Genomic DNA, 13,752 nt, shown 5'->3' with positions numbered 1-13,752 from the left:
CTGATCATGCAAAACCGCCTCACCATTCGCCTTGCCCGGCGCGCCGCCGTGGCCTTGGGCGCCGCCGCGCTGCCCGCGCTGTCTGTTGCGCAAGGGCTGCCGCAAATCGAGAACCCGACGCGCGGCACCGGCAACGGCATCATGGAGACCATCCGCAACTATGGCTACGACATCATCATGCTCGTGGCCCTGCTGGTGGTGGCCTCGATGTTCATTGGGGTGTGCTACCACGCCTATGGCACCTATGCGGAGATCCATACGGGCCGCAAGACGTGGGGCCAGTTCGGCTTGACCGTCGCCATCGGCGCCGTGCTGCTCGTGATCGGCATCTGGCTGCTCACCGAAGCCACCGGCATCCTGTAAGTGGGGGTGTGGCATGCCCGAGCACCAGCACATCCGTGCGGACGGCACGGTCACGTTCCTGCCGCATCGCCTGAATCGCCACCCGGTGGTGGTGCGCGGCTTGACCGCCGACGAGCTGTGGATCTGCTGCGGCCTGTCTGGCGGCGTCGGCCTGCTGGTTGGCGCGCCCCTGTCATGGATGTTTCGCACGATTGCGCTTGCGCCCACATTCATCGTCCTGGGCGTGGCCCTGGGCGTGTTCGTGGGCGGCGGCATCTTGCGCCGGCTCAAGCGCGGACGCCCAGACACCTGGCTGTACCGCCAGCTTCAGTGGCGCATCGCGACAGGCCATCCGCGGTTGGCCGGCTGGGTGCGCGGCCAGGCGCTCATCTCGCGCTCGGGCTGCTGGGCCACCCGAAGGCTCATGCCAAGGAGCATGAGATGAGCCGCTTCAAAAACGAGATAGCTCACCTGCAAGCGCACATCAGGACGCTGCGCCTGGGCGCGGGCGCGCTGGTGATCGTCGCCCTGGTGATGGGTGGGGGCTGGTGGAGCGCGCCGCGCGACCTGACCATCCACGTTCCGCCCGATCTGCGTTCGGGCAGCACTCGAAAGTGGTGGGAAGTGCCGCCCGAATCGGTCTATGCCTTCACGTTCTACGTGTTCCAGCAGTTGAACCGCTGGCCATCCAACGGCGAAGAGGACTACCCGCGCAACCTGCATGCGCTTTCGCCGTACCTCACTCCAGCCTGCCAGGCGTTTCTGAAGGCCGATTTCGATTACCGGCGCAGCACGGGCGAGCTGCGCCAGCGGGTGCGCGGCATCTACGAAATCCCCGGTCGGGGCTATGGCGACGATCCCACGGCGCGTGTGCGCATGGTATCCGACCGGGACTGGGTGGTGACGCTGGACATCAGCGCCGATGAATACTACGGCGCCGAGCAGGTCAAACGCGCGCTGGTGCGCTATCCCATCAAGGTCGTCAAGGTTGACATCGACCCCGCGCGTAATCCGTTCGGGTTGGCGCTCGACTGCTACGACGGCACGCCCCAGCGCATCACCGTGCCGCAGCCGACCAGCCCCACACCCGCCGGCCTATCCCTGCAAGCGCCTCAAGGAGAAGCCCCATGAAGCACCGTGTTCTAGTCTTGCTCGCGCTGTTTCTTGCGGCGGCGCCCCTAGCGCAGGCAGTGGAGATTCTGCGCTGGGAGCGCCTGCCGCTGGCCGTGCCCCTGCGCGTCGGCCAGGAGCGCATCGTGTTCATCGACCGCAATGTGCGCGTGGGCGTGCCGGCCGACGTGGGCGAGCGCCTGCGCGTGCAAAGCGCGGCTGGCGCGGTGTACCTGCGCGCCAGCACGCCGATCGAACCTACGCGGCTGCAACTGCAAGACGCCGACACCGGCGCGCTGATTCTGCTGGACATTGCCGCCGAGCCGGCCAAAGACGGCGAGCCTGAATTGGAGCCGGTGCGTATCGTCCAGGGCGACACGAGTCCCGCGCGCTACGGCGACCAGCCGGTGCAGGGCGACAAAGCACCGGCGCACGCGCAAGACCCGACGCAGACGCGGGGGCCAGGGCGCGAAACCCCGATCCCCGTTGTCCTGACGCGTTTCGCCGCGCAGAACCTTTACGCGCCGCTGCGCACCGTTGAACCTTTGCCGGGCGTCATGCGGGTCAATCTGCGCCGCGATCTGAACCTGTCCACGCTGATGCTGACACTGCCGGTGCGCGCGGTCGCACTCGCCTCGTGGTGCCTGGAAGACCAGTGGGTCACGGCCGTGCGCCTGACCAACACGGGCGCGGGCTGGGTCACGCTCGACCCGCGCGTGCTGCAGGGCGACTTCCTGACCGCCGCCTTTCAGCACGATAAGCTCGGCCCGCGCGGCGCCCCCGAGGACACCACCGTCCTGTACCTGGTGACGCGCGGCCATGGCCTTGCGCAGTCGCTGCTCCCGGCCATCAATCGCTTCGATCCGGCTGTTAATCTGCCGCCGCCCGAAGCCGAAGGCGACAGGAAGGAGGCCCCTCATGCGCAGTAACGGCCTTTTGAAGTGGCTGATGATCCCGGTGCTGCTGCTCGTGATGTTTGTCGGTATCCGGTTGTTCTCGGGCGGCGGCAAGACCGCACCGTCCCAGGTTGATGCGGGCGCCCAGCTCACGCCCGAGGAAATGAAGGCGCTGGGCATCGAGGGCGATACGCCGCGCGACACCGTAGCCACGCTGGTCGGCCAGGTCAAGCAACTGCGCACCGAGCTTCAGAGCGCGCTTTCCGACAACAAGGCCCAGCGTGCCGAGAACCAGCGGCTGCGTCAGCGCGAGAACTCGATCGATCAGCGCGTCAGTTCGGCGCTCGAATCCGAACGCTCGAACCTGCGTCGTGACCAGCAGCAGGCCGCAAGTGAGCGCCAGCAGACCCAGGGGCTACTGGCCGACTTGCAACGGCGCCTGGACAGCATTGGTGGCAGCGGCCACGCTGATCTGCCCGTGGGCCTGGGCCTGCGCGAGGGCGATGAGGCCGGCATGGAAGGGGGCCTGCGCTGGGTGGAACCCGACGATGCGAAGCAGACCGACGGGCGCGGCAAGGCAGGCAGTAGCCTGAGCTTTCCGACCAGCTTCGGGCCGGCGCAGCGCACGCTGGAGGCCACGGCGCAGACCGTGGCGAACGCGGGCGCACGCGCTGCGGGCGTCAAGAGCGCCACGCCCGTCTATACCGTGCCGACCAACTCGACTTTGATGGGGTCGGTGGCGATGACCGCGCTCATTGGCCGCGTGCCGATTGATGGCACGGTGAACGACCCGTATCCATTCAAAGTCCTGGTCGGCCCCGACAATCTCACGGCCAACGGCATCGACATCCCCGATGTGGCTGGCGCCGTGTTCTCGGGCACGGCCTCGGGTGATTGGACGCTCTCGTGCGTGCGCGGCCAGGTGCGCAGCATCACATTTGTGTTTCACGATGGCACGATCCGCACCATCCCCGAAGACCGCGACGGCAAACAGCAGGGTAACCAGCAGCAAGATGGCCTGGGCTGGATCAGCGATCCGTACGGCATCCCCTGCGTCTCTGGCGAACGGCGCAGCAACGCCCAGCAGTACCTGGGCAGCCAGGCGCTCATCACGGCGGCTGGCGCCGGCGTGGCCTCGCTTATCGAGAGCGACAGCGGCCAGATGTCCTATGTAGGGGCCGATGGCTCAGTCGGGACCGTCGGCATCTCCGGCAACGAGGCCGTGGGCCGCATCCTGGCCGGTGGCGTGCGCGACATGGCCGATTGGGTGAACAAGCTCTACGGCCAGGCCTTCGCTGCGATCTATGTGCAGCCCGGCGCCAAGGTCGCTGTCCACCTCGAAAAACCGCTCGCCATCGACTTCGACCCCGAGGGACGGCGCGTCGATCATCGTGCAGGAGAAGCTCATGCGCTCGAACTTGACTGACCTCGCCAAGGGCCTTGCTCTGGCCGCCTCCCTTGCTCTGCTGGGCGGCTGCGCCACCAGCAAGGATGAATTGCTGACTCATGGCGATCACACCATGATGGACATCTGGCAACAGGCGGCTGACGCAGGTTCTGGTGGAGGTACGGGCCAGGTGGCCGGGCGCCAGTTGCTCGATGCACGCCAGAGTCTGCGCCGGCCACTGACCGAGGTCGATGTGCAGGCGGCGCCGGCCGAGCAGTTGCGCTACACGCGCACCGCGCAAAGCGAGATCCATCGCCAGTTCCAGCGCCTGCCCAATCCCGATCTCGTGATGTACGTCTTCCCGCACCTTGCGGGCACCGATCCCGTGCCCGTGCCAGGCTACACGACGGTGTTCCCGCTGTATCAGCGCATCCAGTACGCCATGCCGGGCGAACGCACTGAGGATTATTGATGCGCTGGAAGCTCCCCTGGCCCAGGTTGTCCGGCGCCGGTACTGGGGACGCCACCGACGATGGCGCACCAGACGGCTGGCAGCGCCATGTGCAAACCTTGCGCGAAGCGGGTGTCCCTGAGCCTGGAGCGGCGGTCCAGGGCCGCCAGCCCGCGACCGTGGCCGACGAGCAGGCGCTCTACGACGTGGCCCCCTCGTTCGTGGAGTTGCTGCCCTGGGTGGAGTTCCAGCCCGAGTCCAAGTCGATGCTGCTGGAGGACGGGCAGTCCGTGGCGGCCTTCTACGAGCTGACGCCGCTGGGCACCGAGGGCCGGGAACCCGTGTGGCTCGCCCAGGCCCGCGATGCGCTGGAAAACGCACTACAGGACAGCTTCGACGAACTGGACGAGAACCCCTGGGTACTTCAGCTTTACGCCCAGGACGAGCCCAGTTTTGATGAATACATGCGCACCTTGCGCGACTATGTGCAGCCACGGGCGCGCGGCACGGCATTCACCGAGTTCTACCTGCGCTTTTTTGCCCATCACCTACGGGCCGTGGCCAAGCCCGGGGGCCTGTTCGAGGATACCGCCGTGACGAGGCTGCGCTGGCGCGGCCAGACGCGGCGTGTGCGCATGGTTGTCTACCGCCGTTCTACCGGCCAGGTGAACCGGCGCGGCCAGACGCCCGAGCAGATGCTGAACATCGTCTGCGACCGCCTGTGCGGCGGGCTGGCGAACGCCGGCATCCAGGCGCGGCGCCTGGACGCAGCCAGCATTCACGACTGGCTGCTGCGCTGGTTCAATCCCGCGCCCACGCTGCTCGGGCCGGGCGCCGAGGATCGGGAGCGCTTCTATGCGCTGGCACGCTACCCTGATAGCACGCAAGACGGTGAGGACGGCGAGATCGAGCTGGCCAGTGGGCGGGATTTCAGCCAGCGGCTGTTCTTCGGACAGCCACGCTCAGACGCAACGCACGGTACCTGGTACTTCGATGGCATGCCGCATCGCGTGCTCATCACCGATCGGCTACGCACGCCGCCCAGCACCGGGCACTTGACCGGTGAAACCCGCAAGGGCGATGCGATCAACACGCTGTTCGACCAGATGCCCGAAGACACGATGATGTGCCTGACGATGGTCGCCACGCCCCAGGACGTCCTAGAATCGCACTTGAACCACTTGGCCAAGAAGGCGGTGGGCGAGACCCTGGCCTCCGAGCAGACGCTCAAGGACGTGCATGAGGCCCGCTCCCTGATCGGTAGCGCGCACAAGCTCTACCGGGGCACGCTCGCCTTCTACCTTCGCGGGCGCAACGAAGCCGAACTGGATCGGCGCGGCCTGGATCTGGTGAATGTGATGCTCAACGCGGGGTTGCAGCCGGTGCGCGAGGATGACGAGGTGGCGCCACTCAATAGTTACTTGCGCTGGCTCCCGTGCTGCTATACCCCCAGCCAGGACCGCAGGCAATGGTTTACCCAATTGATGTTCGTGCAGCACGCGGCGAACTTGTCGCCGGTGTGGGGACGCGCCCAGGGTACGGGGCATCCCGGCATCACGATGTTCAACCGGGGCGGCGGCCCGATCACCTTCGATCCGCTCAATCGCCTGGATCGGCAGATGAATGCGCACCTGTTCCTGTTCGGCCCCACGGGCTCGGGCAAGAGCGCGACGCTCAACAACTTGCTGAACCAGGTCACGGCCGTCTATCGGCCGCGCCTCTTTATCGTGGAGGCTGGCAACAGCTTTGGCTTGTTCAGCGACTTCGCACGCAAACTTGGCCTGACGGTCCACCGCGTCAAGCTTGCGCCGGGAGCGGGGGTGAGCCTCGCGCCTTTTGCCGATGCGCGCCGGTTGATCGAGACGCCCAGTGCCGTGCAGACGCTTGATGCCGATGCGCTGGACGAGGATCAGCCGCCGGAGGCTGCGCCCGCCGAGGCCGACGAGCAGCGCGACGTGCTGGGCGAGTTGGAGATTACCGCGCGCCTCATGATCACGGGCGGCGAGGACAAAGAAGAAGCCCGGATGACGCGGGCTGACCGCTCGCTCATCCGGCAGTGCATTCTCGATGCCGCCGAGCATTGCGTGGCCGAGCAGCGCACGGTGCTCACGCGCGACGTACGCGATGCGCTGCGCACACGCGGCCAGGATCCGACACTGCCCGAGATGCGGCGCGGGCGGTTACTGGAGATGGCGGATGCGATGGATATGTTCTGTCAGGGCACTGACGGCGAGATGTTCGATCGCCCGGGCACGCCCTGGCCAGAGGCCGATATCACCTTGGTGGATCTCGCGACCTATGCCCGCGAGGGCTACAACGCGCAGCTCTCTATTGCCTACATCAGCCTGATCAGCACAGTGAACAATATCGCGGAGCGTGACCAGTACTTGGGTCGCCCGATCATCAACGTGACGGATGAAGGTCATATCGTGACCAAAAATCCGCTGCTTGCGCCCTATGTGGTCAAGATCACGAAGATGTGGAGAAAGCTTGGCGCCTGGTTCTGGTTGGCGACACAGAACATCGACGACCTGCCGCGCGCGGCTGAGCCCATGCTCAACATGATCGAGTGGTGGGTGTGCCTGTCGATGCCCCCCGACGAGGTGGAGAAGATCGCGCGCTTTCGCGAGTTGAGTCCAGCGCAGAAGGCGCTGATGCTCTCGGCGCGCAAGGAAGCGGGAAAGTTCACCGAAGGGGTGATCCTGTCGAAGGCCATGGAAGTGCTGTTTCGCGCCGTGCCGCCCAGTCTGTATCTCGCGCTTGCGCAAACCGAGCCTGAAGAGAAGGCGGAGCGCTATCAACTCATGCAGCAGTACGGTATCAGCGAACTTGACGCCGCCTTCAAAGTGGCCGAGAGAATCGATCAGGCGCGCGGCATAGAGTCACCCGCGTTAGATCTGCCGCAATAACCGCTGGAGGGTGCAATGACTCCAAGATACCTTGCTCCGATCCGGTTGCAGACCTTGTGCAGGCACTTCTGCAGGCGATCTCGCTGGTTCCCGGCCGTGACTGCGATACTGGTGGCGGCACTGCTCACCTGGTTCCTATCCGGATCGCCTGGCGAGCCTGCGTCACCACCGGCCTCAGAGGACGATGCACAGGTGGTAGCGCCCCCCTGGGTGCTGGGCAATCCGCAGGGACGCTTCGTGCTGACTCTCTATGCAGATTTCGAATGCCCGTTTTGCCGGGCCTATTTTCCAGTGCTCACGCAGTGGGTGGATCAGAACTCCGACGTGGTTCTGCAATGGCACCATTTGCCGCTACGCGCGCATGAGCCAGCAGCATCGACCGAGGCGCGCCTTGCCGAATGTGTCGGCGAGGCGGGCGGGAGCGCTGCCTTCTGGCGTGCGGCCCAGTGGATCTATGTCCACACGCGTGGCGATGGCCTGGGTTTGCCCACCGGCCTGCGCTACCCCGACGCCACGCCTGCCATTGAGCAGTGCCTGGCAAGCGATCGACCCAACGCGCTGATCCGCGCCCAGGCCCAGGCTGCGACGAAGGGTGGAGTGGCCGCCACGCCGTCGCTGCGTATGCAGGATCGCCAGACGCACCACGCAATCTTGCTGCAGGGGCCTGTCGAAGGTGATGCCCTGATATCCGCCATGGATATGCTGGCGGTCGGCGATCCCGTCGCCGCTTCCAGCAGTGCTTCCACCGAGATGCCTGTCGAGCTTGTCGGCGATATGCCCAGGTAGCCTGCAGGCTTTTATGTAGGGCTGTGTGGGAAAAGAGAACAATCGGGAAGTGGCAGTGCCGTGTTGTCTGTCGTGCCGTTTGTCGCAATGGAGTTGACTATCACAGTGAACAACTCGACGGTGGCACGACATGCTCATCTTCTCTCGCTTCAATGCCTGGTGCTGCTGGCTGCTCATTAGTCTGTGCGTGGCTTTGCTGAGTAACTTGGCCTTTGCTGCCGATGTCCTGGCTGTCGTCGATAGCCGGCATCCGCTGCAGGTGCCGGCGGGGGTGCGGATCATTGTGCTGGACGAGCCTGCACGCATCGAAGCGCAGTTGGCCGCCAACCTGCCCGCTGACCCTTCGCGCAGCGCAGCCATTGTGCGAGAGCGCCTGGAGAGAGGCGGTGAGGCGTTACGGCACCGGATTGCAACCAGCTATCGGGGCGTGGTCGATGCCTGGAGCCTGGGGGTTACCACGATCCCGGCGGTGATCGTGGATGGCCGCTATGTGGTGTACGGCGAGCCAGATATCGCCAAGGCGATTGCCCGTATCGAGGCGCACCGGAGCGCGCAGCCATGACGCGTGCGCGCCGCCTGCGTGTCAGCATCGCCGCGCTGCTGCTGGCTGCCACCTCGCCGTCCTTTGCGCTCAATACTGCGGCGATCATCGCTTCGGCGCTGTCTCCCGATTGCTTGGAGTATCGGGTGACGGGTCTTTGCTATTGGCTGTACTGCTCGTGGCACGGTTGCTCGGTGCGCACTTCGGTCAAGGTGCGTCATTACGTCCCGGACGCCGTGGTGTCGAGCTACTCGAACACCGGCGAAAACCCGTGGGTGGAGGTGCGTGCGATGAGCTTGCCCAACCCCACGGCACAGGCCGGCGGCGACGGCACATTCAACCATGACAGCGAAAACAATCTCGCCAAATTCAAAAATAGTGATGTCATCGGGCATCCGGGTGGCGAAGCGTTCCGGCAGTTTGCCGCAGGCTTTGGCTATAGCTGCGCGGGAGCGGGCACGGCTTTCATGCCCTATCTGCTCAGTACGCTCGATACGGTCGCCTGGCGCTACAACCTGCCCGAGATGGCATACCCAGAAGCGTTGATCCCCGGCATGCGCGAGATCGGCACCCGCACTGGACAGAACCTGTGGGGTAGCGTCTACCCGCGCGGAGGCTTCCTGCATCAGGTTGACGACTACGAGAGCGGCGCAGTCGTGGCGCAGCGTGTCGGCGACATTGTGACCCGACGCGGCCAGGTGCATGTCTACCAACCGCTGCTTGCGGGCTCCCATGATGGCTATTGGCCGGCTGGTGCCCTGGTCGAAGGTGACGCTTCTAGCGGCAAATGGCAGGAACTGACCCCCAGGCTGTCGAACTCGTGTGCAGTGTTCCCGCATGGCGATGTGCGCACTCAGGCGCTGCGCGGTGATTACGCCTGGGCGCTTTGGAGGCCATACAGTTGCTGCCGTCGCATGGGGCAGGTGTTCCTGGGCAGTACGGATTTCAACTGAGGTTGCAATGATTAAGTTTTGTGGACGGATGAATCTCTCGACTGGGACGTGTCGCCTGATGCGCACGGCGGCTCTGGCCGGGGTATTCATGGCGGGCGGCTTGGCGTGGGCGCAGACCGGCTATCAGACCGGTGGTTCCGTCATCGGCGATGAGGTGATGTACTCGGTTGGCGGCGGCAGTGCGGTCTCCATGGGCCGGGCGGCCGGCATGCGCTCGATCGGAGTCGGCGCAGGCTGGAACAGCAATTTGATCTGCGGCGACATGAGCATCACGACGACGCTGCGCAATCAACTGAACGGCATCACCAACGGCTTTCAGCAGATCATGAGCAACGTGATCCAGAACGCCACCAGCGCCGTAGCCTCGCTGCCCGCGCTCATCATCCAGCGCGCCGATCCCGGCCTTTACAACCTGCTCACAAACGGTGTGCTGCAAGCACGGCTGGATTTTGACCGCTCCAAGCTGACGTGTCGTGCCATGGCCGAGAAGATGGCCGACATGGCTGGCGGCCAACTCGGATGGAGCCAGATGGCCGAAGGCATGGCACTACGGGACTCGGTTGGGAGCGCGGACGCCGTCTCGGCTGTCGAGCAGGCTGAGACGCGTCGAGGCAATGATGGCGTCCCCTGGGTGGGTGGCGGCAATGCCGGTGGCACGGGCCAGCCCGCGATCCGGGTAGTAGGTGACGTGACTCGTGCGGGCTACAACTTGGTCAATGGTCGAGGCGTGGCCGATACGTCCACCATCTCGCCCGCCAATTGCGCGAGCCTGTCTTGCCAGACTTGGAGCTCGCCGCAGGCAGCCGAGGAGTGGGCCACGCGGGTTCTGGGTGAGAAGGAACAGCGCACATGCGATTCCTGCACCAAGACCGAGACGGTGCCCGGCGTAGGGTTGACGCCACTGATCCAGGAGGAATACGAGGCAAAGCTCGATGTTTTGCAAGAGCTGGTCTCCGGCTCACGCAAAACGACGTTCCAGAACTTGCGCGAGGCGGGCAGTTCTTCCTTGCCGATTACGCGTGGGGTTGTCGAAGCCCTGCGCGACGAACCCGACCAAGATCTGCTGTCGCGGCGCCTAGCCTCCGAAGTTGCGTTGTCCTCCGTCCTGGAGAAAGCGTTGCTGCTTCAGCGAACCCTGCTGACTGGCAAGAAGGAGCCCAACGTGGCGGCCAACGAACTTGCAGTCGATGCCGTGAACCGGGAGAGCGACACGCTTGATCGCGAGATCCGCAACCTCAAGACCGAACTGGAATTGCGGCGCGAGCTGGCGAACAACTCGCCCATGGCCATCATCCAACGTCACGGCACGCGCGCCGCCGGTTCTCGTGGAGTCTACGAAGGTGATCCGGTGCCCGACCGCCTTGACCAGTTGCAGAAGGGCAATTCCGGAGGCAACCCGTGAACCCGGTGAGCGTCAGTTGGCGGCGCCCACGGTGGTTGTTCGGCCGGCGGGTGGCGAGGGTGCTGCTTTGGACGGTGGTGCTCGCCGCTGCCGCCGCAGTCGCGAACATGGTCGGCATCCATCTCGTTGGCGGCGTGGCCGGCTGGAAGCGGTGGCTCGCAGCTACTTCGGGCTACTTCCTGGTGTGGCGACTGTGCCTGTACACCGCTACGGCCTATGGCTGGGCCTGGATGCGTCGTCGGCTGCTGGCGTGCGAGGCCGACGCGCAGGCACGGCGTCGTCTGGTGCGCAGCGAGATCGCCGGTATTGTCGCCATCGTAGCGCTGGAAGCCAGCCTGTTGATGCAGGATTGACGGGAAATTCGGGCCATGACGCTTTTCACGACCGACTACCTGGAGTATTACCTGACGCTGGTGTCCTGGGTCGTCAACAATGGCATTTGGGCGGTGCTGGTATCCAGCGGGGTATTCGCGCTACCCTTCCTGGCGATCATTCTTCAGGAGTGGCTCAGGGCCCGTACCGAAGGGGCCGATGAGGGCAACAAGGGGGCGCTCTCGGCTGCGCGCATCGAGAACCGGGTGTTCGTTGCTATTGTGGTCGTGATGTTCGCCGGCATACCGTTCATCGACGTAGATCTGAACACCATTCAGTATGATGGTTCGCGCTCCGCCCAGTGTCAGGTCAGCGTACCTCAACCTGCCGAGACGGGCTGGTCGCAGTCTTTCAGCACGCTCAATAACCAGTCGGCGAAACTGCCCGTCTGGTGGGCCTTCATGCATGCACTCTCGCGAGCCGTCACGGGTGCCTCGGTTGCAGCGATCCCCTGCGGTACTGATCTGCGGCAAATGAGGATGGAGATCGACGCGACACGCATCGATAATCCCGTGCTTGCCCAGGAGGTGGCAGACTTCACGCACGACTGCTACGGGCCGGCTCGTGCCAAGCTGTTCATGCAGCGCCCGCAGCTTGATGAGGCGCAGATGCACGATGTGAGCTGGATCGGTTCGCACTTTTTCACCGACACGGCCGGCTACTACGATAGCCATCGATCCAGCACGCCGCGTGAGGATTGGCCTTACGACAGTGACCGGGATGCGGGGCTCGCACAGAGCCCCGGTGGCGGTGGCTATCCGACTTGCAGGCAGTGGTGGGCCGATGGTGGCGACGGACTGCGGGCACGGCTGCTCGGCCAGGTGAACCCGAACCTACTCACGCGGCTGGCGGGTTGGGCTGGATTCTTGAGCCGGGCCGAGGTGGACGATTCCGTGATCCGGACGATCGCCTCGCCGCAGCAGCAGAAGCTCAACCGGGGTTCTATCTACACCGACTATGGTGGCCAGGTCGATAAAAGCGTACCGAACGTCGTGACGCGCGCCGCAGGCGACGTGGGAATGGCGGTCGGGGGACTGGCGGCGTTTCCGGCCATGGACGTGGTGAGGCAGGCATTGCCCATGGTGTTAGCGCTGCTCAAGATGGCGCTTGTCATCTGCATTCCGCTCGTGCTGGTCGTGGGCACTTACGATTTGAAGACAGTCATCACTGTCAGCATCGTGCAGTTTGCGCTCTTTTTCGTGGACTTCTGGTTTCAGCTCGCCCGTTGGATCGACAGTACGATCCTTGATGCGCTCTATGGCTGGGGGTTCGGCTGGAACCGCCCGGTTTCGAATTTCAATCCCCTGATGGGGCTGAACAACAGTTTTGGGGATATGTTATTGAACTTTGTTATAGGAACAATGTTCGTCGTATTGCCTGGGTTTTGGATCGCAGCACTTGGGTGGGTCGGCGTGCGAGCCGGAAATTTCGTGCAGATGATGACGTCCTCTACGGATGGAGCAAAGTCAGCAGGCGGCAAAGGCCCTGGAACGGTATCAAAGTCTCTTAGATAAGCATTTCGTGGGTGCCCCTAGTCTTCTTCGTAGGGGTCTCCGACGTCGATACGTATATCGCCTCGATACAAGCCAAATCCGGCAGGTCCAGTACGCCATTCCGTTTCGGGCTCATCCCACTCTGCATTTCGCGCAACCCAGGCTCCTGCGACAAGAAACACAACCAGCATAGCAAGCCAAAAAGCTGCATAGAGCAGCAATCCCAGCGCGGTTAGCTTGACCAACCACAGCAGCGCGACAGCTCCCGTTATTGGCACTCCTTGAGATGCCAGCCGCTTTGACACCTGCAACTCGCCGCGCGCGTAGGCGCGCCAGCCGAGGCCGAGGAGTCGGCCGAAGCGTTCTGCAGTGCTGATACGGGTTGTTGTGTCCATGGTCGTCACCTGCTGTCTTCTTGCCTCTAACTTGGGCCGATGCAATGCAAGCGCGGGAAATAGTTTCGGTAAGGCCGCACGTCGCGGCTGAGCACGCTCAGATTAGCTGCCGCGGCATGGGCGCCGATGTAGAAATCGGGCAGCGGAACAAGGCGTGTGCCGCCACCTCGACGGTAGTTCAAATACGCTTTTGCCGCCAGCCCTGCACAGGACCATGGCAGGGGGCTGCGCAGCGTGCCGTAGACGTCGAGCATCACATCCAGCGCTTCGATATCCGGGCCTGGGATCAGCAACTCGGTGTAGATCACCAGATTGATGTGCAGGGGCGCCTGTTCGCTGCATTGCTGGATCTGGTCCACGGACCACTCGTGCCAGTGGCTTTCTGGATCCATGCAGTCTATCCATATGTTGGTGTCGACCAGAAACCCCGCCGAGCCGTCGTACTTGGACAGATCAAGCATGTTCGTCATCCGGACGCAAAAACGCCATGATGGCCTCGCTGTCCATTTGCCTGAATGGCTGATCCAGGCTTGTGCGCACTTTGGCCGCCGCCGCACGGAGTGCCGCTCGACGGTCGTTCGTTCCCGTGCCAGCCTTCTGGATGATGATTTTTCCACCGTCCAGCACGAAGGACACCTGGCTGCCGGGCAGGATACCAACAGCGTCACGCAGGCGCTTAGGGATCGTGATTTGGCCTTTCTCAGTGACTTGCATG

At 64.0% G+C, this 13,752-nt stretch carries 16 protein-coding genes; 13 read left to right on the top strand and 3 right to left on the bottom strand.

The window, feature by feature from the left end:
• Positions 1 to 6: 6 nt before the first annotated feature.
• The 13 genes from ABS758_RS03845 to ABS758_RS03785 all read left to right on the top strand — a co-directional run bounded on the left by ABS758_RS03845 (position 7) and on the right by ABS758_RS03785 (position 12,663).
• Positions 7 to 363, top strand: a complete 357-nt coding sequence (locus tag ABS758_RS03845; RefSeq protein WP_113934348.1) for a TIGR03745 family integrating conjugative element membrane protein — start codon at positions 7 to 9, stop codon at positions 361 to 363.
• 13 nt (positions 364 to 376) lie between these two features.
• Positions 377 to 787 carry a TIGR03750 family conjugal transfer protein gene (locus ABS758_RS03840; protein WP_113934347.1) on the top strand — a complete coding sequence of 137 codons (411 nt, stop codon included), beginning with the start codon at positions 377 to 379 and terminating at the stop codon, positions 785 to 787.
• Positions 784 to 1,473: a PFL_4703 family integrating conjugative element protein gene (locus tag ABS758_RS03835; RefSeq protein WP_113934346.1), complete on the top strand. Its 690-nt coding sequence runs from the start codon at positions 784 to 786 to the stop codon at positions 1,471 to 1,473. The genes ABS758_RS03840 and ABS758_RS03835 overlap by 4 nt, the downstream gene beginning before the upstream one ends.
• The gene (locus ABS758_RS03830) at positions 1,470 to 2,381 is read left to right on the top strand and encodes a TIGR03749 family integrating conjugative element protein (protein WP_113934345.1); all 912 of its coding nucleotides are present in this window, start codon (positions 1,470 to 1,472) and stop codon (positions 2,379 to 2,381) included. The genes ABS758_RS03835 and ABS758_RS03830 overlap by 4 nt, the downstream gene beginning before the upstream one ends.
• Entirely contained in the window at positions 2,371 to 3,774 is a 1,404-nt protein-coding gene (locus ABS758_RS03825; protein ID WP_113934344.1) for a TIGR03752 family integrating conjugative element protein, read from the top strand. Before ABS758_RS03830 ends, ABS758_RS03825 begins: the two co-directional genes overlap by 11 nt.
• On the top strand, positions 3,755 to 4,207 hold the full coding sequence (locus ABS758_RS03820) for a TIGR03751 family conjugal transfer lipoprotein (protein ID WP_113934343.1): 453 nt from the start codon (positions 3,755 to 3,757) through the stop codon (positions 4,205 to 4,207). The genes ABS758_RS03825 and ABS758_RS03820 overlap by 20 nt, the downstream gene beginning before the upstream one ends.
• Positions 4,207 to 7,095, top strand: coding sequence for a conjugative transfer ATPase (locus tag ABS758_RS03815; RefSeq protein ID WP_113934342.1), 2,889 nt, complete (start codon positions 4,207 to 4,209; stop codon positions 7,093 to 7,095). The genes ABS758_RS03820 and ABS758_RS03815 overlap by 1 nt, the downstream gene beginning before the upstream one ends.
• Positions 7,096 to 7,110: 15 nt before the next feature.
• Positions 7,111 to 7,881, top strand: a complete 771-nt coding sequence (locus ABS758_RS03810) for a DsbA family protein (RefSeq protein ID WP_113934341.1) — start codon at positions 7,111 to 7,113, stop codon at positions 7,879 to 7,881.
• 130 nt (positions 7,882 to 8,011) lie between these two features.
• Entirely contained in the window at positions 8,012 to 8,443 is a 432-nt protein-coding gene (locus ABS758_RS03805) for a TIGR03757 family integrating conjugative element protein (protein ID WP_113934340.1), read from the top strand.
• Complete coding sequence (locus ABS758_RS03800; protein ID WP_113934339.1) at positions 8,440 to 9,375, top strand: TIGR03756 family integrating conjugative element protein; 936 nt, start codon at positions 8,440 to 8,442, stop codon at positions 9,373 to 9,375. The genes ABS758_RS03805 and ABS758_RS03800 overlap by 4 nt, the downstream gene beginning before the upstream one ends.
• A gap of 28 nt (positions 9,376 to 9,403) precedes the next feature.
• A complete protein-coding gene (locus tag ABS758_RS03795; RefSeq protein ID WP_113934338.1) occupies positions 9,404 to 10,777 on the top strand; it encodes an integrating conjugative element protein in 1,374 nt (457 codons plus the stop codon).
• Positions 10,778 to 10,782: 5 nt separating this feature from the next.
• Positions 10,783 to 11,130, top strand: coding sequence for a hypothetical protein (locus tag ABS758_RS03790; protein ID WP_113934411.1), 348 nt, complete (start codon positions 10,783 to 10,785; stop codon positions 11,128 to 11,130).
• 15 nt (positions 11,131 to 11,145) lie between these two features.
• Positions 11,146 to 12,663 (top strand): conjugal transfer protein TraG N-terminal domain-containing protein, encoded by a 1,518-nt coding sequence (locus ABS758_RS03785; RefSeq protein WP_113934337.1) that lies wholly within the window; start codon positions 11,146 to 11,148, stop codon positions 12,661 to 12,663.
• 17 nt (positions 12,664 to 12,680) lie between these two features.
• Here the strand turns inward: ABS758_RS03785 and ABS758_RS03780 are convergent, their stop codons facing one another.
• The 3 genes from ABS758_RS03780 to ABS758_RS03770 are packed head-to-tail and all read right to left on the bottom strand — an operon-like array spanning position 12,681 to position 13,751.
• Positions 12,681 to 13,037, bottom strand: a complete 357-nt coding sequence (locus ABS758_RS03780; RefSeq protein ID WP_113934336.1) for a DUF3742 family protein — start codon at positions 13,035 to 13,037, stop codon at positions 12,681 to 12,683.
• 26 nt (positions 13,038 to 13,063) lie between these two features.
• Entirely contained in the window at positions 13,064 to 13,498 is a 435-nt protein-coding gene (locus tag ABS758_RS03775) for a type II toxin-antitoxin system VapC family toxin (RefSeq protein WP_211317262.1), read from the bottom strand.
• Positions 13,491 to 13,751 carry an AbrB/MazE/SpoVT family DNA-binding domain-containing protein gene (locus tag ABS758_RS03770; protein WP_113934334.1) on the bottom strand — a complete coding sequence of 87 codons (261 nt, stop codon included), beginning with the start codon at positions 13,749 to 13,751 and terminating at the stop codon, positions 13,491 to 13,493. The genes ABS758_RS03775 and ABS758_RS03770 overlap by 8 nt, the downstream gene beginning before the upstream one ends.
• Position 13,752 lies beyond the last annotated feature (1 nt).

This window comes from Castellaniella sp. FW104-7C03, assembly GCF_040276085.1.
GTDB lineage: Bacteria > Pseudomonadota > Gammaproteobacteria > Burkholderiales > Burkholderiaceae_B > Castellaniella.
Note: the sequence above shows the minus strand (reverse complement) of the source record. Positions and strands in the feature narration are given on the sequence as shown.